Below are 21235 nucleotides of genomic sequence, written 5' to 3'. Positions count from 1 at the left end.
ATCATTATCATTTTTATATTTACATAAGTCAATTCAAATCTAATGTTAATTAGATAATAAATTTGCGTTTTTTGTAATGGCAATTAGCGTATTTAAAAAAATTAATTATTGATTATTACTTCTAATAATAAATCCTAAACTTAGCTATTTTTAACTACTACAATTTGTTATATAATCGATAAAATTTTGTCCATAACACAATATATTGTGTTTCTCATATTATTTTAAGATGTCAGGCTTGCTGAACATCCTTAATTAAGGAATCACTATGATGGATTTTTCCCAATCAGTGCCAGAACTGGTCTCTTGGGCAAAAAAAAATGATTTTTCGATTGCTTTGCCTGTTGAGCGATTAGCCTTTTTGTTGGCAATAGCTGTATTAAACAGTGAACGCTTTGATGGTGAAATGACTGAATCTGAATTAATTGATGGTTTTCGACATGTTTCACACATTTTTGAGCAAAGTGAAGATACTATTACTGTCCGTGCTAATAATGCGATTAATGATTTAGTACGCCAGCGTTTAATCACACGTTTTGCTAGCGAAATGACCGATGGTTATTCTATTTATCGATTGACACCTTTGGGAATTGGTATATCTGATTACTATATTCGTCAACGAGAATTCTCGACTTTACGTTTATCAATTCAACTTTCAATTGTGGCACAAGAATTAAAACGTGCCGCAGATGCTGCTCTTGAAGGTGGTGATGATTTACATTGGCATCGTAATGTTTTCGCACCTTTAAAATATTCAGTAGCTGAGATCTTTGATAGCATTGATATCACTCAACGAGTGATGGATGAACAACAAGCTGATGTAAAACAAAATATTTCTGCATTATTAAGTCAAGATTGGCAGGCGGCAATTAGTAGCTGTGAGGGCTTACTGACAGAAACATCGCAAACCTTACGTGAATTACAAGATACATTAGCAGCGGCTGGAGATAAATTACAAGCTAGTTTGCTTTTAATACAAGATGCGACTTTGGATAATCCTGAGTTAGATAAAATTAATAATGTAGTTATTGATTTACAAGGTAAATTAGACCGAATCATCGGTTGGGGACAAAAAGCAATAGACCTATGGATAGGTTATGATAGGCACGTTCATAAATTTATTCGTACTGCAATTGATTTAGATAAGAATCGAGTTTTTTCTCAACGATTACGCAAATCGATCCAAAGCTATTTTGATTCACCATGGTCACTTACTTTTGCGAATGCTGAACGTTTACTGGATATGCGTGACGAAGAGTTGGCATTACATGAAGCTGAAGTGACTGGTGAGTTACCTTCTGAACTCGAATTTGAAATGATTGAAGAAATTCAAGAGCATATAGTTGCACATATTGAACAAAATCTATTGATCTTTAAACAAGAAAATAAACCACTTGATATGAGTATTGCTATTCATAGTTATTTAGCTCAGTTCCCACGAGAACAGCATTTTGATATTGCAAGATTGTTTATTGATCAGGCTATTCGATTAGGTATTGCCGAAAGTGATTTACTTGGTATTCCTGCCGAATGGAAACCTATTAACGATTATGGAGCTAAGGTACAAGCACATGTCATCAACAGATACTAAAGATATAGAAATGGAACAAACTGCTCATCATCTCGATGAAGTCATGGGACGTATTGCTGCAAGTTCTCAAGCGTCTATAGATAAATATATGCCAGTGAAATTGGCTCAAGCTATTGCCAATCCAATTTTTCCTGAACTAGATAGTTTATTACGCTCAGGCCGCCATATTGGTATTGATGAACTGGATAATCATGCATTTTTGATGGATTTTCAATTTGAACTTGAACAGTTTTATCAACGTTATAATGTTGAGCTTATTCGTGCACCAGAAGGCTTTTTTTATCTTCGTCCTCGTTCAACCACTTTAATTCCCCGTTCAGTTCTTTCTGAATTAGACATGTTAGTAGGTAAAGTATTGTGTTATCTCTATTTAAGCCCAGAACGATTAGCGCATGAAGGGATTTTCACTTTGCAAGAACTTTTTGATGAACTGGTTTCCTTAGCGGATGAAAGTAAATTGTTGAAATTAGTTAATCAACGTTCAACGGGATCTGACTTAGATCGGCAAAAACTATTTGATAAAGTAAAAACCGCATTAAATCGCTTACGTCGACTAGGCATGATCTTCTTTATTGTAGGTAATGATAGTAGTCGATTTCGTATAAATGAATCTATTTTCCGCTTTGGTGCTGATGTTCGCAGTAGTGATGATGCGCAAGAAGCGCAATTACGCTTAATTCGAGATGGTGAAGCGATTAAAATAGAATCATCACTTATTTTGGATGATGATAATAGTGAAGAACAAGATGAAGATGTTAATGAGGAGATTGAATAATGATGATGGGACACGGTAAATTTCACTCATTAACCTTAATTAACTGGAATGGTTTTTTTGCTCGAACCTTTGAGCTTGATCAGCTGGTTACCACGCTTTCAGGTGGTAATGGCGCGGGTAAATCAACGACTATGGCTGCATTTGTCACAGCGCTAATTCCTGATTTGACTTTATTACATTTTAGAAATACCACTGAAGCGGGTGCCACATCTGGTTCTAGAGATAAAGGTTTACATGGTAAGTTAAAGCCAGGTGTTTGTTACTCTATGCTAGACGTTATCAACTCTCGTAATCAACGAATTATCTGTGGTGTACGTTTACAGCAAGTAGCAGGGCGTGACAAAAAAGTAGATATTAAACCTTTTTTAATACAAGGTTTGCCAGTCAATATTAGTCCAACTGAATTGGTAACAGAACGTTTAAATGATAAACAGGCTCGAATTTTATCATTACCTGAATTAAAAGATAAAATTGAGTCAATGGAAGGAGTTATTTTTAAACAATTTAACTCTATTACTGATTATCATTCAGTCATGTTTGATTTTGGTGTATTACCTAAACGATTACGCTCTTCATCCGATCGCAGTAAATATTATCGTTTAATTGAAGCTTCACTTTATGGTGGGATTTCAAGTGCTATTACTCGTTCACTACGTGATTATTTATTACCAGAAAATAGTGGTGTTAGAAAAGCATTCCAAGATATGGAAGCCGCACTCCGTGAAAATCGAATGACACTCGAAGCCATCCGTGTTACACAATCCGATCGTGATTTATTCAAACACCTTATTACTGAGTCTACCAACTACGTTGCTGCTGACTATATGCGTCATGCTAATGAACGTAGAGTCCATATCGAATCGGTTTTAGGATTGCGTCGTGACATGTTTAAAACGCAAGATCTGCTGATTAGTAATCAATTCCGCCAAGTTGAAATGGCAAAAGAATTAAAAGAATATCAAGATGCTCAAAGTGATTTAGAAACGGATCTTCAGGCGGCCAATGATCATCTTAACCTTGCGCAAACAGCTTTACGTCAACAAGAAAAAATAGACCGTTATCAAGCGGACTTAGATGATCTGAATTTAAAACTTGAAGAGCAAAATGAAGTTGTCCTCGAAGCTAATGAACAGTATCAAACTTACCGTGATCAGGCCGAGCATACTGAGCAAGAAGTTGATGAAATAAAAACCCAATTAGCTGATTATCAACAAGCTTTAGATGTGCAGCAGACTCGGGCAATCCAATACCAACAAGCTATTCAAGCTTTAAAAAATGCTCAACAACTATGCCAATTACCAAAATTAGGTATAAGTAATGTTGAAAATCATTTTGAAATCTTTGAAGAAAAACAAAAAGAAGTTACTGAACAACTGTTAGAATTAGAGCAAAGACTAAGTGTTTCTGATGCCGCAATTAATCAATTTGATAGAGCTTATCAACTAGTTGTTAAATTAGTTGGGGACGTAGTGCGCAGTGATGCTTGGAGTGCCGCTAGAGAAGCATTAAAGCAGTGGCCTTCACAATGTTACCAAGCCGATCAAGCAGAACATTTACAACTGCAATTAGATGAATTAGAGCAACGCTTTTTTGAGCAAAAAGAAGCTGAATCATTATTAACTCAATTTTGTAAGCGTTTTGGTCATCAACTTAATTATGATGAGCTTGATGAATTTAAACAAGAGCTAGAAGTTCAATTAGACCAAAATGCTGAGCTTGCCAATGAATCAAGTGAAAAACGTATTGAATTTAATCAAGAGCTTGAGCAAATTCAAACGCAAATTGGTGCTTATCGACAAAAAGCACCAGTATGGTTAAAAGCCCAAGATGCACTTATCGCATTGCAAGAACAAACAGAGCAAACGTTTACTAACAGTCATGCTGTCACGCAACATATGCAACAATTGCTTGAACAGGAACGCACTTTAGTTACACAACGTGATCAAATAAACTTCAAACGCAATCAACTTGATGCACAAATTGAACAACTCAATCAACCAAGTGGTGTTGATGATGGTCGTTTATCGACATTAGCGGAAAGGTTTAATGGTGTATTACTTTCTGAAATTTATGAAGATGTAACCATTGATGATGCACCTTACTTTTCAGCATTATATGGTCCATCAAGACAAGCTATTGTGGTACCTGATTTATCACTGGTAAAAGCTCAACTAGAAAGCCTGACAAATAGTGAAGAAGATTATCCAGAAGATATCTATTTTATCGAAGGTGATCCATCTTCATTTGACGATAGTGTTTTTGATTGTGAAGAGATGACGAAATCCGTATTGGTTAAAACTGGTGATCGGCAATGGCGCTTTTCCAGCTTTCCTAAGGTACCTTTATTTGGCCGAGCAGCACGTGAAATTCATCTTGAAAAATTATCGGCAGAACGCGATGAACTACATGAACGTTATGCAACAATTTCATTTGATCTGCAAAAATTACAACGTATTGAGCAAAATGTTGGGCAGTTTATTGGTGAATATCTATCTGTAGCATTTGATATCGATCCAGAAGCCGAAGTGCAAAAGTTATCGACAAGACGTAATGAAATCGAACGTCAGCTCTTGGCACAAGAAAGTATTGATAAACAAAATCAACAACAAGTTGCAAATTGTAAAGAGCAGTTAATCACAGTAAATCGATTGGTAGCTCAAATGCATTTATTGGCTGATGATGATTTAGCAGATCGGGTTGATGATCTCCGTGAGCAAGTTGCTGAAGCGCAAGAGGCCGCGCAATATGTTAGTCGTCATCGCCATACTATTGCCGAACTTGAACCCATTGTTGCAGTATTGCAAAGTGATCCTGAGCAGAATGAATCATTACGTGAGCAGTACAATACTGTTAAAGCTCAGCAGCAAACCATTCGCCAACAAGTTTTTGCTTTAACGGAAGTGATGCAACGTCGTGCTCATTTTAGCTATGAAGATTCAGCTGGTATGTTGAATGAAAATAGTGATCTCAATGAAAAATTACGTACTCGATTAGAAGTTGTTGAAGGACAACGAGGTGAAGCTCGTCGTCAAATGCAACAGTATCAAGATAAATATAATCAATACAATCAAACATTAGCATCACTTAAAAGTGCATTTGAAACTAAGCGAGACATGCTTAATGAATTGCATAAAGAGATCGAACAAATTGGTGTTAAAGCGGATGCAATCACTGAAGAGCGAGCACGTATCCGTCGTGATGAAATTCATCAAAAACTCAATAGTAATCGCCAACAATGCACGTCTTTGGAAAAACAACTTATTATGTGTGAAAGCGAAATGACGCAAATGCAAAAACGCTTAACACAAACACTGCGTGATTATAAACAGTTACGTGAACAAGTTGTTGAAGCAAAAGCTGGTTGGTGTTTAGTGTTACGACTCGTTAAAGAAAACAGTGTAGAACGACGATTACATCGACGAGAATTGGCTTATCTCAGCGCTGATGAACTACGTTCTATGTCGGATAAAGCACTTGGTTCATTGCGTTTAGCGGTAAATGATAATGAACACTTACGTGATGTATTAAGATTATCCGAAGATCCGAAACGACCAGAACGTAAAATCCAGTTTTATATCGCAGTTTATAAACATCTACGTGAACGAATTCGCCAAGATATCGTCAAAACTGATGACCCAATTGAAGCCATTGAACAAATGGAAATTGAGTTGTCACGATTAACTGAAGAACTTACTTCACGAGAACAGCAATTGGCTATTAGTTCAAAAAGTGTGGCTAATATTATTCGTAAAACTATACAACGAGAACAAAACCGTATTCGTATGCTTAATCAAGGATTACAAGCAGTGGCATTTGGTCAGGTTAATGGTGTTCGTTTGAATGTTAGTATTCGTGAGGCACACTCTTCATTATTAGCTGCATTAGCTGATGATCAAAATGAACATCAGGATTTATTTAGTAATAATCGTATTACCTTCTCAGAAGCGTTAGCGAAACTTTATCAACGTTTGAATCCACATATAGATATGGGGCAACGAACTGCACAAAATATTGGTGAAGAGTTGCTAGATTATCGAAACTATTTAGAGATGGATGTGGAAGTTAATCGTGGTGCTGATGGTTGGTTACGTGCTGAAAGTGGTGCTTTATCAACGGGTGAAGCGATTGGTACAGGTATGTCTATTCTACTAATGGTTATTCAAAGTTGGGAAGAAGAGTCTAAACGTCTGCGCAATAAGGATATTTCACCATGTCGCTTATTATTCTTAGATGAAGCGGCACGTCTGGATGCTAAATCGATTGCAACGCTCTTTGAGCTTTGTGAACGATTAGAAATGCAACTTATTATCGCTGCTCCAGAAAATATCAGTCCGGAAAAAGGTACCACCTATAAATTAGTGCGTAAAGTGATCAACAACCAAGAACACGTACATGTTGTTGGATTGAAAGGCTTTGCTTAGTTATTACTGACTAAAAACAGTTTCGCCGGCAATTACCGGCGAAACTGTTATTTAATGTTGATTAATTATGTAAGCAATGGTTAATTTCAACTAGCCTACATCATTAATGAATATCCAACACAGCATGAAAGGCCTCTTGTGGAATATCAACACCACCAAATTTACGTTGTCTAATCTTATTCTCTTTAATATTTTTAGCGATTTTTTTCTTTTTCGATGCCGAACCCGAATAGCCACGACCGGTGACACTTTTACGTAAAGGTGGAATGTCTTCCCGAGCAATGACTTTATTTTCGACTACTGATTGAACCGGCATTGGGTAGAGTTTGCGAGGAATAACATGTTTCATCTTTTGAACAATTTGTTTACCTCTTTCAAAACTTTTATCTCGAGGTAAAATAAATGAAAATGCATCAACAATTTCATCATTCAACCAAATATCCATTTTTACCAAATCCGATGCAATATAGCTTCTATCACGATAATCTATAGATGCATAGCCATGAGTAATCGATTTAAGTGAATCATAAAAGTTGTAGGCAATTTCCGAAATAGGCAATTTAAAGGTTAACTCTGCCATTTTATTATTTAGATAAACCATATCCACATAAATGCCCCGTTTTTCCTGACAAAGTTCCATTATTTCGCCAATATTTTCCATTGGAATGATAATGGCAGCATCAATAAAAGGCTCTTCAATGTAGGCAATCTTTTCAAAACTTGGCAGTAACATAGGATTATTAACGCTAAGCATCTCACCATTTTTTAACGTTACCCGATACTCAACACTCGGGAAGGTTGAGAGAATTTCGATACCATATTCTCGTTCAAGCCTTTCTTGAATAATTTCCATATGTAAAATACCGAGAAAACCACACCTAAATCCAGCACCTAATGCCATGGAATTTTCTTGTTTATAAATGAAAGCCGAATCATTAAGCGATAATTTTTCCACCGCATCTTTCAATTTTTCTTGGTCTTCATTTTTTATTGGAAATAATCCAGCATAAACCATAGCTTTGACTTCTTTATAACCAGGTACTGCTTCGGTATTTGGGTGATTAGGATCAATTAGGGTATCACCGACTTTAACATTTGCGACGATTTTAATATTAGTCGAAATATATCCAACTTCACCTGCATCAAGTACATCAACAGTTTTCATTGCTGGTAAAAATACGCCCGTTTGTAATGCTTCGAACTCAATATCACTTTTGAGCATTTTAATTTTCATTCCGGTATGAATGGCACCATTAAAAACGCGTACGTGTAGCACTACACCGCGATACACATCATAATGAGAATCAAAGATTAACGCTTGCAGTGGCTTATCTTTATTACCTTCTGGCGCAGGAATGTTTTCAACGATCGATTCTAAAATATTATCAACTCCTACGCCGGTTTTAGCTGAAGCTAAAATAACTTTATCTAAGTTTATGCCATCTAACTCTTCGATTTCTTTAATCACGCTGTCAACATCCGCATTCGGCATATCGACTTTATTGATAACTGGAATAATAGTTAAATTCTGCTCTTGAGCCAGTTTTAAATTAGCGATTGTTTGTGCTTGTACGCCTTGGGTTGCATCAACAAGCAACAAAGCTCCTTCACAAGCAGCTAAACTGCGCGAAACTTCATAATTAAAATCAGTATGTCCTGGGGTATCGATGAGATTAAGCTCATATTCAATATTATTTGAAGCTTTATAGTACATGCGCACAGTTTGTAACTTAATTGTAATACCACGTTCTCTTTCAAGATCCATGTTATCTAATAATTGCTCTTTCATATCACGTTCAGAGACAGTATTGGTCATTTCTATTAATCTATCTGCTAGCGTTGATTTACCGTGATCGATATGGGCAATAATACAAAAATTTCTAATATTATTTGGGTTCATGTTAATTTCTCCCATACTTTTCTTAAATGTTGGCGTGAACTATAATGGTTAGAGTAACTCTAAGTCAAGTTTGGCCAAATTATCATACTTGCTAATCTATTTAATTGATTTTTATGAAAACATGGGTATAAATATGGTAAATATAAATGATTGTATTGCATCAATTGCACAAAATGGTGAATTAAACCAAACACCTAAATACTCGGTGACTAAAGCAGCAAAACTATTAGGCTTGTCAGCCCACACGCTTAGGTATTATGACTCACTTAATCTATTTCCATTTTTACAACGCGATCAAAATGAAAAACGGTTATTTTCTGATGCAGATTTACAGTGGGCAAAATTGATTGAATGTTTACGTAACGCCAATATGTCAATTAAAGATGTTCAACACTATGTCAAGCTGTGTCTTAGAGGTGATGAAACATTGGATGAGCGTCTAACTATCATTAATCAACAAGAAAATATATTAATCGATACTATAACTCAACTAAATGAGCAATTGGCCTTATTGAAATTTAAAAAACAATACTATAAAGCCACTCATCAAACAATAAATAACTAAGCTTTTTCCAATGAAAACCTTTCCAATGAAAAAATTTTGAGGAAAGGGGTTTTTTAACTAAAAATTAATTAAATAATTTTAATAGTCATATACCTAAAAACTCCATTTATAAAGTATGTCAGCCTTTATATATTAATGCGCTAATAATGAATTTCAACATTTTCTTTTTCTAATGCATTTTTTAAACTGTTAGGAAATGGTTGATCTGAAATAGCGATATTAATATCTTCTAATGTAAATGTTTGGTTGAAAAATTTTTTGTTAAATTTACTACTATCAACTAATAGAATTGTTTTTTCTGCATTACGACAAAATTGTTTTTTTACCATGGAATCCGCTTCGCTAACATCTGTCGCTCCCATATCAGGATCAAGTCCTCGACATGAAGCAAAAAATAAATCAGCATGATAATGTGAAATAAAGTCACAGGATTGTAAACCGCAGATGCTCAAATGTTTAGGTAGAAGTCGACCTCCAGTACAATACACCTCAGCATTGGTCTCTTCAACTAAGATGTTAGCTGTTGTAATACCATTTGTTAGTATAGTTAAGCCTTTTTTTTCATTTAATCTTTTTGCCAAATAGAGGCAAGAACTACTAGCTTCAATAAACAGTGTTTGACCGTCTTCAATAAATGCTAAAGCTAAATCAGCAATATACCTTTTTTGTTCAATATTTTCTTTATTTTTCAGTGTAATAGGTGTTTCAATCGAGCTTTTTTGAACATAAATCGCTCCCCCATGTGTTCTTCTTATTAAACCTTGTTGTTCGAGCTTAGTAAGGTCTCGTCGAATAGTTGCTTGACTGATAAATAATAACTTACAAAGTTTATTAACTGTCACAAAATTCTTTTCTTTTATGATATTTAGTAATTTATCTTCTCTGGTCATCTTTCCTCCAACATGACTGTGATCAAGATCACTAAGATTTGCTCGATATCAATCATATTTTAAAGTTTAACATGACCGAATTTGATTGTTAATCAATATATTCGCCAGCAATTTGCAATGAAATATTTGTCTTTATAATTACTTTAACTATCTAGTTTAAATATCGTTTTATTGGAGGTAAGGATGTTAGTCACATTACGTGAAGTTTTGTCAGATGCTCAAAAAAATCAGTATGGAGTAGGATTATTTAATACTATAAATTTAGAAATGGCCAAAGCAGTACTTGAAGCCGCTGAACAATCTAAATCGCCAGTGATAATAGGTACTGCAGAATGTTTTTTAGATATATCCACATTACAAGAATTAGCTTATTTTTTAATCCCTATGGCGAAAAAATCTAAAGTTCCTGTTGTTGTTCATTTAGATCATGGATTAACAGAAGACGCAATTAAAGAAGCGTTGAGATTAGGCTTTTCTTCAGTTATGTATGACTGTTCCACTGATAGTTATCAAAATAATATAAAACGCGTAGCCAATATTACTAAATTGGTTCATCAATATGGTGCTTCTATTGAAGCGGAATTAGGACATGTAGGAGCTAATGAGCATGCTTCAGAAGGTCATGGTGAGCAAGATAATAGTATCTATACCGATCCTTTAGAAGCTAAGCATTATATTGAACAAACTGGAGTAGATGCCTTAGCTGTAGCTATTGGTACTGCTCATGGTGCTTATAAATCAACACCTAAATTAGACATAAATCGTTTAGATCAAATTGCTCAAGTTGTTAAAGCTCCTTTAGTTTTGCATGGCGGTTCAGGATTAAGTGATACCGATTTTCAAAATTGTATAAAGCATGGTGTCAGTAAAATTAATATTTTTACTGATATTAACTGCGCTGGATTAGAAGCTATTCATCAACTTTATGTTAAAGGTAAAGGTATCTCGGATGTTGCTGTCGCAATGAAAGAAGCGATACGTGAAGCTACGTTAAAAAAGATGTTGATATTTGGTTCTAATAATCATGCATAGTTTTAGTTTGAATAACTTTATTTATAATTAAAAGGATCTAATTAATGATAAAAGTTCTCATTGTAACCCATGGCAAATTAGCAGAAGGTATTGTTAATACAATAAATATGTTAATTGGTGATAAACAAGATATTACCTATATTAATGCTTATATTGATTCGAGTGATTTTACGATTCAAGCGGAAGATTTTTTAAAAAAATACCAACATAATTCTCAAATCATCGTTTTTACTGACCTAAATGGCGGTAGTGTCAATCAAAAATTTGCACAATTAAAAAGTTGTTATTCTTTTCATTTAATAACAGGATTTAATTTACCACTTGTATTAGAAGTTATCCTCACTGATATGCAACTTTCTGACGAAAATCTAACAGAAATAATCGAACAATCGAGGCAAGAGATGCAACTGGTTAATATACAACCACAGAAACTTCTAGAAGATAACCAATTTTTTGATGATTAAATAAAAAAGAAGTTTTAGGAATAATTATAAAAATACGGAGCAATAATTATGATAGTAGAAATAAGAGTTGATGACAGATTGATTCATGGTCAGGTAGCCTTAGTATGGACCAAAAAACTCAATGCTAAAGCTATTGTTGTGGCAAATGATCATGCAAGTAAAGATCACATTCAACAAATGACATTGAAAATGGCAACCCCGGAAAATGTCAAACTCGCTATAAAATCCATGCAAGATGCTGTGCAATTGATAAATAATCCAAAAGCAAAAGATATGCGCATTTTTGTATTAGTTAATTCAATTTGTGATGCACTGTTTTTGTCTGAAAATATAGGTGACATAGAAAGAATCAACATTGCCAATGTTGGTCGTTTTGACGGTGTCGATGAAGCTGAAAAAAGTAAATTGAGTTCTACGATCTTACTTAGCAAATCAGAACAAGTTGCCTTAGAACAATTGCTTGCTAGTAATCGAAAAGTTGTTCATCAGATAGTCCCTGATAATGCAGAAAAGCTTTTTCATGATCTAATGAGTAATTAATTTGGAAAATTTTATTACATAAAAAGGGATAGTATTATGATAATGTCAGCTTTTTTACTTGCAGTTGTTATGTTTATAACTTTTGGTGGTAATTGGCTTATTGGTCAAAATATGGCTGATAGGCCTATTGTTGTTGGCTCATTAGTTGGATTAGTTCTCGGTGATCTGCAATCTGGAGTGTTAATGGGAGCGGCACTAGAAGCTGTTTTTATGGGGGCGGTTAATGTTGGCGGTGCTACACCATTAAATCCTTCCTTTGGTACAGTACTCGGTGCTGGTTTTGCTATGCTCTCAGGTGGTGGTGTAGAAATTGCTATCACATTAGCAATTCCTTTAGCATTGTTAGGTGGTTTATTGGAAACTACTATGAGTGTCGTTTTAAGTTTTTTTGCCGGTCACTTTGATAAATTAGCACTTGAAGGAAATGATAAAGCTATTGTTGCAATGCACTATGGATTATGGTTTTTACGCTATATTGTCTTTGCGATAGTTGTTTTTATCGCAATTATGTCAGGTGCGACTCCAGTTAAACTTTTTGTCGAAAATATTCCAGAAGTTATTATGCGAGGTCTGGCTGCTTGTGGTGGATTAATACCCGCAGTCGGCTTTGCGATGTTGCTAAAAATGTTATGGAATAATAAGCTCTCTATTTATTACATTTTGGGTTTTGTCATTGTTGCTTATATCAAAATTCCACTTATCGCATTAGCAATTATTGGTACAGTTATTGCTGTTGCAATCGCTTATCGAGATTATGAAATTCTTAATCTCAAGTCGGATAAATTTCACACTAATAATAATTCGAATTCTATAATGGATGATGATGAGGAGTTCTTCTCATGAGTAATTTAAAATCAATAATTAAACAAATCTCAACTACCGATAGAAAGTTATTAAGAAAAATGTTTTTTCGTTCTTTCACGATATTCGCTCCATTTAGTTTTGCTAAACATGGCGCTTCCGGTTTTTGTTATTCACTAATGCCGTTTATTAATCATTATTACACTAAATTACAAGATAAAAAAGATGCGTTAACGCGACACATAGTTTGGTTTAATACTACGCAAAATGTGTCAACATTTGTAATGGGATTGGCAGCTTCCATGGAAAAAGAAAATAGTGTTAAAGCGGATTTTGATGCTCAATCTATCAATGCGGTCAAGTCAAGTCTAATGGGGCCACTTGCAGGGATCGGTGATTCTCTATTTTGGGGTGTTTTAAGAGTTGTTGCCGCTGGAGTTGCGCTGAGTTTAGCGCAAGAAGGTAGCTTTCTTGCCCCGATTGTTTTTTTACTCGTTTATAATATTCCCTCTATCGCTTGCCGTTATTTTTTGGGATTAATTGGATTTTCATTAGGCTCTAAATATATTGAAGAATTATATGCTTCAGGCCTAATCAATATTTTGACCAAGGCTGCAAGTGTCCTTGGATTAATTATGGTAGGCGGAATGACAAGTAATATTGTTACTTTTAATTCTGTATTAACAATTAGTTCAGGTGAAAATTCTTCATTATCACTACAAAGCATACTTGATCAGATATTTGTTGGTATTATCCCATTAACTACAACATTACTTTGTTTTTATTTAATGAATAGTAAAAAGGTAAGTTTTAATTTCATCATCATTGGCATCGTTGGGATGAGTATCATATTAGCCACGTTAGGTATTGTTTGATTATCGTCGAATAAATTGTGATTAAGGACATAAAATGAATATTGAAAATCTACCAAAGCAAGCTAACGTAGCTATATTAACTGGTAACAAAAAAATTGAATTAAAATCATTAACATTACCAAATATTAATGATGATGAGATACTCGTTAAAGTTGAAGCTTGCGGTATATGTGGAACGGATGTGCATGAATATAAGGGTGATCCATTTGGTTATATACCAATTCAATTAGGGCATGAGGGAACAGGTACAATAGTAAAACTTGGTAAAAACATTACTCATGACTTTACTGGTAAGCCACTAGCTGTCGGCGATAAAATCGTTACAGGTTTACGTCCTTGCGGAAAGTGTGATATTTGTTTAAACCATCCAGAACAAATTCACTTATGTAATGGAGGTGAAATTTTTGGTTTAATGCCTGGTGAGAACCATTTTTTTAATGGTTGGTTTGGAGATTATATCAAAATAAATAAGGGAGGAATTGTTTTTAATGTTAGTGATATGAGCCTTGATTTACGTGTCTTAATTGAACCAGCGGCTGTTGTAATACATGCAATTGAAAAAGCGAAAGAAATCTTTAATTTCAAACATGATTCAACAGTTTTAATTCAAGGCTGTGGACCAATTGGATTGTTGTTATTGACCATTATTCGAACTATGGGCGTTCGCCATATAATTGCTGTTGATGGTGAGGATAGTCGTTTGCAACTTGCTCAAGAATTGGGTGCGCAACACACCATTAATTTTATTAAAAGTTATGACAGTATCAAGGATGTTATGAAATTGTCAAAACAAGGTGTTGATATGGCGTTTCAATGTACTGGTTCCACAAAAGCTGCTTCCACTATTTGGAAATATATTCGTCGAGGTGGAAGTTTATGTGAACTTGGTTTTTTTGTTAATAATGGTGAGGCGAATTATAACCCGCATTTTGATATTTGTAACAAAGAGATAAAAGTTGTTGGCTCCTGGACTTACAAAGCGGAAGATTGGGTACACGCCTGTGAATTCTTAAAAGAAGCACAAGCAAGAAAATTGCCTATTGAGAAGCTCATTTCTCATCGCTATCCATTAAAAGAAATCAATCAAGCTATGGAAATGAATATGAGCATGCAAGGTTACAAAATTATCATTCAAAACTAATGATTAATCAATGGGCTCGAGCATTAAAAAAGTTAGAGCCTATTATCAAAATTACTGCAAACTATTTTTTATTGCAAATGAATTGGAAAAAGAGGTTATTATTAATTAGATAGTTAAAATACTTTTGCCTATTAGTCATTTGTATAAAAACTCTGCGAAGAGTTTTTTAAGAAGAGATTAATTTCTGTCAATTAATCATAAAAAGAGCCTCTTTTTTTAAAAGAAAGATACCCATCGTTGTTAAATTAATTACTGCTAATTATCTGGTGAATCTTCTTCTGTATTATCATTGATTTTGTTTTTTATTCTTTTTACATTTTCGCTAGCCGCTGACGCCATTCTACCCATGGTTTCTCTTAAAATTTTTCCATCATCGGTTTTAAATGAGTCAACTTTTCATGATCACCATAGCTAGAAGCTATATCTGAAATTCGTCGAGCGATATCATGTCCTTTTTTGACGGTGTCATATATATTTTATTGATTTTTTTTAATATTTTCAGCTAAACGTCTAAGTTTATTATATTCCAAAAATAACAACACTAAAATTGCTATAAGAATTAAAAATAAAGTAGTTAATATAAATATATAGTCCTATTCATAATTAAATGATCTAATAATCAGATAGGTAGCATTTTTTATAATTACAATGTAGCGTTTAAGTGAGGTTAAATTATTGTTACCTTTTATTAATTTATATCACAGGTTAAATCAAAACAATAATTTATCTTACCCTAAAATATACCCCCATTCTTTTTGGTTGTAAATATATCTTACTGGTGCTTAATGAATAACAAAATAGGCTTTAAGCCTTGTATTTGTTGGTTTTGATGTGTTTTAAAGGATTTAAAAGAATGTTAATGAATATTGAATTGGTGCGTGGGCGGGACTTGAAAAGCAAGTGTTAAACCTTTTTAGTAAAAGTGTTTTATCTATTTAAAATTTACTTCGTATACCTAAACGTATACCTAAAACGAAAAGTGCCCCTTAAAATTGGGTGTTTTTCGTACTCATTTAATTTTGATTTAAAGTTTATTTTCGCGGATGTAAAAATCTGTCCAAAGAGGCAGTACCCAAATTTGAGTGTTAAAGAAATTACTACCCCATTAACATAAAATTTTATAAAAAACTGTACATACTATACATGATTTCTTATAACCCTTATTGTATAAGGGTTTGTGCTATGTATAGTCGGCATTTTAACTATACATAACTCTACATTCGAACTGTACATAATTCAGTGGTGTAAAAATTTTTTATTAGATTAGCTAAATAATGGACTATTTATTTTTTATGATTTTGATTAGTGCAAGACAACTATAATGTTATACTTAAGGAGATAAACTTCAATGCAGTTAAGTTGTATTTTCTATATCCAACATCTTTAGGAGATTATAATGAATAGAGAAACATTATTTAACTATGCCAAAAAACATTTTCATTCAGAACCTAACTATCTTTGGGAAAATTTACCTAACTATGCAGTATTGCGCCATCATCAGGATGGTGATAAATGGTATGCTATTGTTATGAATGTATCTGGCTCAAAACTTGGGCTAAAAGATGATAAAGAGATTGATGTTCTAGATATTAAAGCAAGACCTGAACATATAGGCTCTTTAAGGAAAAAAGAAGGTATTTTGCCAGCATATCATATGAATAAAGAACATTGGATCAGCATTATTCTTTCTGGACATTTATCAGATAAAGAAATATTCGATTTACTTAACGAAAGTTATCACTTAACTTCAAAGTAATTTTAGCCTTAGCTTTAGTATATTTGTTTATTTCATTAAGTATCTATTTTGTATAATACAAAAAAACGCCAATCAAGGTGGTTAGAATACTCATAAACAAAAAAGTATGCTCATCTGCTTTAGGTAACCGATTTATACTGCCTATTATGATTTCTAACTTTGTTCATCTTCACCAAATTTTTGGATACAAAAATCAATAAAACATCTTAGTTTAGGTAGAACATGTCGATTAGATGCATAAAGAATATGCATGGGTCGGGTTGGCACGTGATAGTCAGGTAAAAGATGAACTAACAATCCTTTTTCTATTGCTGGTGTCACCATTTCGGCTGATTGTAACATAATACCTAATCCAGCAATGGCAGCTGGTAATAGTGCATCACCACTGTCGGTCATGAATCGCCCTGATACAGGTACAGAAAAATGACCTTCAGCTCCCTCAAATTGCCAATGAGTTTGTAATGTTGTATGAGAAAAACCTAAACATTCGTGATATTTAAGATCTTTTGGTGAATTAATCGGTGGTGAGGATTTTAAATATAAAGGAGCTGCACACAAAATCAATTTATAAGGTTTTAATTTTCTTGCAATTAATCCACTATCAGGTAATTCGCCAACTCTGAAAACTAAATCAAATCCTTCATCAATTAAATCAACAATACGATTAGTAAGTGATAAATCAATGGAAATTTCTGGATAATTGCTTAAAAACTCAGGTAATTGTGGTGCTAATGCATGAGTGCCAAATGTTGTTGGTGCACTAATCTTAATTCGCCCTCGAGGTATGGCATTAATTTGTGCTGCAATCGCTTCTGACTCTTCAACTTCGGCAAGAATATTTTTGGCACGTTCATAAAATGCACGTCCTACTTCGGTTAAACTCTGGTGACGAGTTGTTCTATTTAACAAACGAACATTTAGGTGTTCTTCAAGCATGCGGATATGTTTACCAACTAATTGTGGTGACATATTAAATGCGTTTGCTGTAGCCGAAAATGAGCCTAATTCAACGGCTTTCACAAAAACAGACATAGAAGTTAATCTATCCATTAGAAACAATTTGTTTTTAAACATGAAATATAACTGAAATTTATCACTTTTTATTTCTATTGTATAGTTTTATCAATTCATTCATAAACAGGAGATAAAAATGAAAATTGCTATTATTGGAACAGGAAATATGGGGACAGGACTTGCAAACGTACTTGCCACAACAAATCATGATATTGTAATTGCAAGCAGAAACTCAGCAAAAGCTCAGACTCTCGCAAAAAATATCGGTGCTGAAAGTGGTTGTATTGAAACCGCGGTAAAATCAGCCGAAATGGTGATTTTAGCACTACCTTATCAAGCCGTAAAAGAGGTATTACTCTCTTGTGGTGATTTAACTGATAAAATATTAATTGATATAACTAACCCAGTTACGGAAGACTTTAAAGACTTACTGATTGGGCATGTCACATCAGGCGCAGAAGAAATTCAAGCATTGGCACCAAAGGCGAAAATCGTAAAAGCATTTAATACTATCTTTGCCCAATTATTACCTACATCAGCACGAACAAAACAAACTTTACAAGTTTTTATTGCTTCTGACGATGATAACGCGAAAACCGTTGTATCAAACATTGCTAATTCAATTGGATTTGAACCGATTGACGCTGGTTCTTTGTGTAATAGTCGTTTTATTGAACCTATTGGTGCAATGAATATTCATTTTGCCTTTTTCCTAGGGCAAGGACCAACTGTAGCCCCGATTTGGGTCAAAGCATAAATACGAAAATAACAGTCAATTTTGTTATTTAATTTATAATAAACAAAATGATATTAAAATTTATATTTCTAAATAGTCGCCATATACGGTTTATATTTTAACTCTACATTCGTACTATACAAAAAAACCGCCAACCAAGGCGGTTTAAACATTAATAAATAATTAGCTTTAGATAGACTCTTCTGCTTTAGGTAACCAGTCTTTACTAGCGTTTAAATTAAGTTCTAAATTAGTTTTAACCCCCTACTGTAAAGCACTTCTTTATGTATTGCTTGCCGTTCTCGTTCATTGCATAACTTAAAAACTGGGTAAGGGATAGGGGATTGCTTAACCCTGTGTTGCAGATGTATTCGACATAAGCATGGTAAAGATACTTTTTCTTGGATTGAGATGAACAACAAAATAGGCTTAAAGCCTTGTATTTGTTAGTTTTGATGTGTTTTAAAGGATTTAAAAGAATGTTACTGATTATTGAATTGGTGCCGTGGGCGGGACTTGAACCCGCACGCCCTAGAGCACTACCCCCTCAAGATAGCGTGTCTACCAATTTCACCACCACGGCGCCGTTTTTATTCTGGAATATCGGATGTAGGATTAATCTTTTGTGGTTGAATAACAGGATCAGTAGTTGGAATTACGTCTCCATTACCGCTAGTGCTTTCGGTATTTTGTTGCGTAGTCGCAGGAGCACTATCTCCAATATTTTTAAACTCATCACTTGAAGTTGTGGTTTTTGCGCTGCCAAGATTTGATAAAATAATGCTTAACACAAAAAATAACACACCAAGTATTGTTGTTGTGCGAGTTAGAAAATTGCCGCTTCCTGATGAACCAAATAAAGTTGCAGAAGCGCCTGCACCAAAAGATGAGCCCATGTCAGCACCTTTACCGCGCTGAATTAGCACTAAAACGATTATCGCAAGTGCGATAAATAAATAACCTATAATTAAAAGTTCGTACATTTCAACCTGTCAATTTTTATGTTATAGAACAGAATTTATTGATGCGAAATATTAGCGAAAGAGTGAGCAACAAGCAAGTATATTTTATTATTTTCTGTATTTATCATAATCAATTGTACGTTTTTAGGGGAAAAATCAGTATAATGTCGCCATTTTTATTCTTGGCTAATGCAGTTGTATGAAATTTATAGTTAAACTTTTCCCTGAAATTACCATCAAAAGCGAGTCTGTTCGTTTACGTTTTATTAAAATTCTTACTAGCAATATTCGTAATATTTTAAAAAATGCTATTAATGATGTTGCAGTTATTCGTCATTGGGATTTTATTGAAGTTCGCCCTAAAATTGAAAATAGCGAAAATCAAATTTTAGAACTATTAACAAGAATTCCTGGTATCCATCATATTTTAGTGGTTGAAGAACTTACTTTTACCGATTTACATGATATTTATGAAAAAGCGTTTAATCACTATGCGCCTTTAATTGAGAATAAAACATTTTGTGTAAGAGTTAAACGACGAGGTAAGCACGAATTTACCTCAATTGAGGTAGAGCGTTATGTCGGTGGTGGTCTTAATCAGCATGTTGCGACCGCTAAAGTCAAATTAACTCGTCCAGATATTACGGTTAATCTTGAGATTGATAAAGATAAACTTCTACTAGTTAAAGAACGGCATGCCGGAATAGGTGGTTTCCCAACCGGAACACAAGAAGATGTCATTTCTCTTATTTCTGGTGGATTTGATTCTGGTGTTTCTAGCTATATGCTGATCAGACGAGGCTGTCGAGTCCATTATTGCTTTTTCAATTTAGGTGGCAAAACCCATGAAATTGGCGTGAAACAGATGGCTCATTATTTGTGGGATAGATTTGGAAGCTCTCATAAAGTTCGTTTTATTGCCATTGACTTTTCAGATGTTGTTGGCGAGATTTTGGAAAAAATTGATGATGGCCAGATGGGGGTTATCTTAAAACGGATGATGATTCGCGCAGCCTCTAAAGTTGCACAGCGTTATAATGTTGAAGCTCTGGTTACAGGCGAAGCGTTAGGTCAAGTATCAAGTCAAACCTTAACTAATTTGCGTTTAATCGATAATGTCAGTGATACATTAATTTTACGCCCACTTATCACCCATGACAAAGAAACGATAATTAATCTAGCTCGTCAGATAGGTACTGAAGATATTGCTAAGACTATGCCTGAATTTTGTGGTGTCATATCAAAAAGTCCAACGGTAAAAGCAGTTAAAGAAAAAATAGAAGCTGAAGAGGAAAATTTTGATTTTGCTATTTTAGATAAGGCTGTTGAAGAAGCTGAAAATATTGATATTCGTGAAATAGCTAAACAAACTAATAATACTATTACTCAGGTTGATACTGTTACCACATTAGAAGATAATCACGTTATCATTGATATTCGAGCGCCTGAAGAGCAAGAGGAGTATCCACTTGCAATCGAAAATGTTGAAGTTAAGCTTATACCATTTTATAAATTGGCAACTCAATTTGGTGATTTAGAACAATCAAAGCAATATTTACTGTATTGTGCTAAAGGCGTGATGAGTAAACTACAAGCACTTTATTTAATGGAGCAAGGTTTTAACAATGTTAAAGTATTTAAACTGTAATTCTTAACAATTATTTACGATATTTTTTTCATATATCTATATAATATTTTTTAAAATACAAAGCCTAGTTGTCGTCTATTTAATAGATATAAAATTAAGGATTTCATTACTTATTGAGGATTAT

General features: G+C 34.1%; 17 protein-coding genes and 1 tRNA gene. 13 read left to right on the top strand and 5 right to left on the bottom strand.

Annotated features, from left to right (window positions below; genetic code table 11):
* Positions 1-268 precede the first annotated feature (268 nt).
* Genes mukF through mukB form a run of 3 tightly spaced genes read left to right on the top strand, consistent with a single transcriptional unit; the run spans position 269 to position 6787 of the window.
* The gene (gene mukF, locus H3T56_RS02335; RefSeq protein WP_086353907.1) at positions 269-1591 is read left to right on the top strand and encodes a chromosome partition protein MukF; all 1323 of its coding nucleotides are present in this window, start codon (positions 269-271) and stop codon (positions 1589-1591) included.
* Positions 1592-1634: 43 nt separating this feature from the next.
* Complete coding sequence (gene mukE, locus H3T56_RS02330) at positions 1635-2366, top strand: chromosome partition protein MukE (RefSeq protein ID WP_081298793.1); 732 nt, start codon at positions 1635-1637, stop codon at positions 2364-2366.
* Between the two features lie 2 nt (positions 2367-2368).
* The gene (gene mukB / locus H3T56_RS02325) at positions 2369-6787 is read left to right on the top strand and encodes a chromosome partition protein MukB (protein WP_198191961.1); all 4419 of its coding nucleotides are present in this window, start codon (positions 2369-2371) and stop codon (positions 6785-6787) included.
* Positions 6788-6890: 103 nt separating this feature from the next.
* Here the strand turns inward: mukB and lepA are convergent, their stop codons facing one another.
* Positions 6891-8687, bottom strand: coding sequence for a translation elongation factor 4 (gene lepA, locus H3T56_RS02320; protein WP_232351382.1), 1797 nt, complete (start codon positions 8685-8687; stop codon positions 6891-6893).
* A gap of 133 nt (positions 8688-8820) precedes the next feature.
* On the opposite strand from lepA, the gene H3T56_RS02315 reads away from it, so the two are divergent.
* A complete protein-coding gene (locus H3T56_RS02315) occupies positions 8821-9252 on the top strand; it encodes a MerR family transcriptional regulator (RefSeq protein ID WP_198191904.1) in 432 nt (143 codons plus the stop codon).
* A 140-nt stretch (positions 9253-9392) separates the two neighbouring features.
* On the opposite strand, the gene H3T56_RS02310 is transcribed toward H3T56_RS02315, so the two are convergent.
* Complete coding sequence (locus H3T56_RS02310) at positions 9393-10142, bottom strand: DeoR/GlpR family DNA-binding transcription regulator (protein ID WP_065577692.1); 750 nt, start codon at positions 10140-10142, stop codon at positions 9393-9395.
* Positions 10143-10325: 183 nt separating this feature from the next.
* On the opposite strand from H3T56_RS02310, the gene H3T56_RS02305 reads away from it, so the two are divergent.
* The 7 genes from H3T56_RS02305 to H3T56_RS02275 all read left to right on the top strand — a co-directional run bounded on the left by H3T56_RS02305 (position 10326) and on the right by H3T56_RS02275 (position 16751).
* Positions 10326-11174: a class II fructose-bisphosphate aldolase gene (locus H3T56_RS02305; protein WP_065577691.1), complete on the top strand. Its 849-nt coding sequence runs from the start codon at positions 10326-10328 to the stop codon at positions 11172-11174.
* A 44-nt stretch (positions 11175-11218) separates the two neighbouring features.
* On the top strand, positions 11219-11638 hold the full coding sequence (locus H3T56_RS02300) for a PTS sugar transporter subunit IIA (protein WP_086320391.1): 420 nt from the start codon (positions 11219-11221) through the stop codon (positions 11636-11638).
* Between the two features lie 48 nt (positions 11639-11686).
* Complete coding sequence (locus H3T56_RS02295; protein WP_198191903.1) at positions 11687-12178, top strand: PTS sugar transporter subunit IIB; 492 nt, start codon at positions 11687-11689, stop codon at positions 12176-12178.
* 36 nt (positions 12179-12214) lie between these two features.
* The gene (locus tag H3T56_RS02290; RefSeq protein WP_065577688.1) at positions 12215-13021 is read left to right on the top strand and encodes a PTS sugar transporter subunit IIC; all 807 of its coding nucleotides are present in this window, start codon (positions 12215-12217) and stop codon (positions 13019-13021) included.
* Positions 13018-13854: a PTS system mannose/fructose/sorbose family transporter subunit IID gene (locus H3T56_RS02285; protein WP_034902271.1), complete on the top strand. Its 837-nt coding sequence runs from the start codon at positions 13018-13020 to the stop codon at positions 13852-13854. Before H3T56_RS02290 ends, H3T56_RS02285 begins: the two co-directional genes overlap by 4 nt.
* A gap of 34 nt (positions 13855-13888) precedes the next feature.
* The gene (locus H3T56_RS02280) at positions 13889-14995 is read left to right on the top strand and encodes a zinc-binding dehydrogenase (RefSeq protein WP_086320390.1); all 1107 of its coding nucleotides are present in this window, start codon (positions 13889-13891) and stop codon (positions 14993-14995) included.
* A gap of 1396 nt (positions 14996-16391) precedes the next feature.
* A complete protein-coding gene (locus tag H3T56_RS02275) occupies positions 16392-16751 on the top strand; it encodes an MmcQ/YjbR family DNA-binding protein (protein WP_039105503.1) in 360 nt (119 codons plus the stop codon).
* A 153-nt stretch (positions 16752-16904) separates the two neighbouring features.
* Here the strand turns inward: H3T56_RS02275 and H3T56_RS02270 are convergent, their stop codons facing one another.
* Entirely contained in the window at positions 16905-17801 is an 897-nt protein-coding gene (locus tag H3T56_RS02270) for a LysR family transcriptional regulator (RefSeq protein ID WP_198191902.1), read from the bottom strand.
* 79 nt (positions 17802-17880) lie between these two features.
* On the opposite strand from H3T56_RS02270, the gene H3T56_RS02265 reads away from it, so the two are divergent.
* The gene (locus H3T56_RS02265) at positions 17881-18522 is read left to right on the top strand and encodes an NADPH-dependent F420 reductase (RefSeq protein WP_370545477.1); all 642 of its coding nucleotides are present in this window, start codon (positions 17881-17883) and stop codon (positions 18520-18522) included.
* Between the two features lie 477 nt (positions 18523-18999).
* Here the strand turns inward: H3T56_RS02265 and H3T56_RS02260 are convergent.
* Together H3T56_RS02260 and secG are read right to left on the bottom strand one after the other, a co-directional pair.
* Positions 19000-19084, bottom strand: a tRNA-Leu gene (locus H3T56_RS02260).
* A gap of 7 nt (positions 19085-19091) precedes the next feature.
* Entirely contained in the window at positions 19092-19484 is a 393-nt protein-coding gene (gene secG, locus H3T56_RS02255; RefSeq protein ID WP_034901097.1) for a preprotein translocase subunit SecG, read from the bottom strand.
* A 178-nt stretch (positions 19485-19662) separates the two neighbouring features.
* Between secG and thiI the strand changes: the two genes are divergently transcribed.
* A complete protein-coding gene (gene thiI / locus H3T56_RS02250; protein WP_198191901.1) occupies positions 19663-21111 on the top strand; it encodes a tRNA uracil 4-sulfurtransferase ThiI in 1449 nt (482 codons plus the stop codon).
* The last annotated feature ends 124 nt before the right edge of the window (positions 21112-21235 follow it).

The sequence above is a fragment of the Gilliamella sp. W8123 genome (genome assembly GCF_016101085.1).
Taxonomy (GTDB): domain Bacteria; phylum Pseudomonadota; class Gammaproteobacteria; order Enterobacterales; family Orbaceae; genus Gilliamella; species Gilliamella apis.
Note: the sequence above shows the minus strand (reverse complement) of the source record. Positions and strands in the feature narration are given on the sequence as shown.

What these genes read in the sequence shown, in the direction of transcription:
- H3T56_RS02275 (WP_039105503.1), top strand. Translation starts at nt 16,392, where the DNA reads ATGAATAGAGAAACATTATTTAACTATGCCAAAAAACATTTTCATTCA.
- mukF (WP_086353907.1), top strand. Translation starts at nt 269, where the DNA reads ATGATGGATTTTTCCCAATCAGTGCCAGAACTGGTCTCTTGGGCAAAA.
- mukB (WP_198191961.1), top strand. Translation starts at nt 2,369, where the DNA reads ATGATGGGACACGGTAAATTTCACTCATTAACCTTAATTAACTGGAAT.
- H3T56_RS02305 (WP_065577691.1), top strand. Translation starts at nt 10,326, where the DNA reads ATGTTAGTCACATTACGTGAAGTTTTGTCAGATGCTCAAAAAAATCAG.
- H3T56_RS02295 (WP_198191903.1), top strand. Translation starts at nt 11,687, where the DNA reads ATGATAGTAGAAATAAGAGTTGATGACAGATTGATTCATGGTCAGGTA.
- H3T56_RS02270 (WP_198191902.1), bottom strand. Translation starts at nt 17,801, where the DNA reads ATGGATAGATTAACTTCTATGTCTGTTTTTGTGAAAGCCGTTGAATTA.
- H3T56_RS02310 (WP_065577692.1), bottom strand. Translation starts at nt 10,142, where the DNA reads ATGACCAGAGAAGATAAATTACTAAATATCATAAAAGAAAAGAATTTT.
- mukE (WP_081298793.1), top strand. Translation starts at nt 1,635, where the DNA reads ATGGGACGTATTGCTGCAAGTTCTCAAGCGTCTATAGATAAATATATG.
- H3T56_RS02280 (WP_086320390.1), top strand. Translation starts at nt 13,889, where the DNA reads ATGAATATTGAAAATCTACCAAAGCAAGCTAACGTAGCTATATTAACT.
- H3T56_RS02300 (WP_086320391.1), top strand. Translation starts at nt 11,219, where the DNA reads ATGATAAAAGTTCTCATTGTAACCCATGGCAAATTAGCAGAAGGTATT.
- lepA (WP_232351382.1), bottom strand. Translation starts at nt 8,687, where the DNA reads ATGAACCCAAATAATATTAGAAATTTTTGTATTATTGCCCATATCGAT.
- H3T56_RS02290 (WP_065577688.1), top strand. Translation starts at nt 12,215, where the DNA reads ATGATAATGTCAGCTTTTTTACTTGCAGTTGTTATGTTTATAACTTTT.
- secG (WP_034901097.1), bottom strand. Translation starts at nt 19,484, where the DNA reads ATGTACGAACTTTTAATTATAGGTTATTTATTTATCGCACTTGCGATA.
- H3T56_RS02315 (WP_198191904.1), top strand. Translation starts at nt 8,821, where the DNA reads ATGGTAAATATAAATGATTGTATTGCATCAATTGCACAAAATGGTGAA.
- H3T56_RS02285 (WP_034902271.1), top strand. Translation starts at nt 13,018, where the DNA reads ATGAGTAATTTAAAATCAATAATTAAACAAATCTCAACTACCGATAGA.
- thiI (WP_198191901.1), top strand. Translation starts at nt 19,663, where the DNA reads ATGAAATTTATAGTTAAACTTTTCCCTGAAATTACCATCAAAAGCGAG.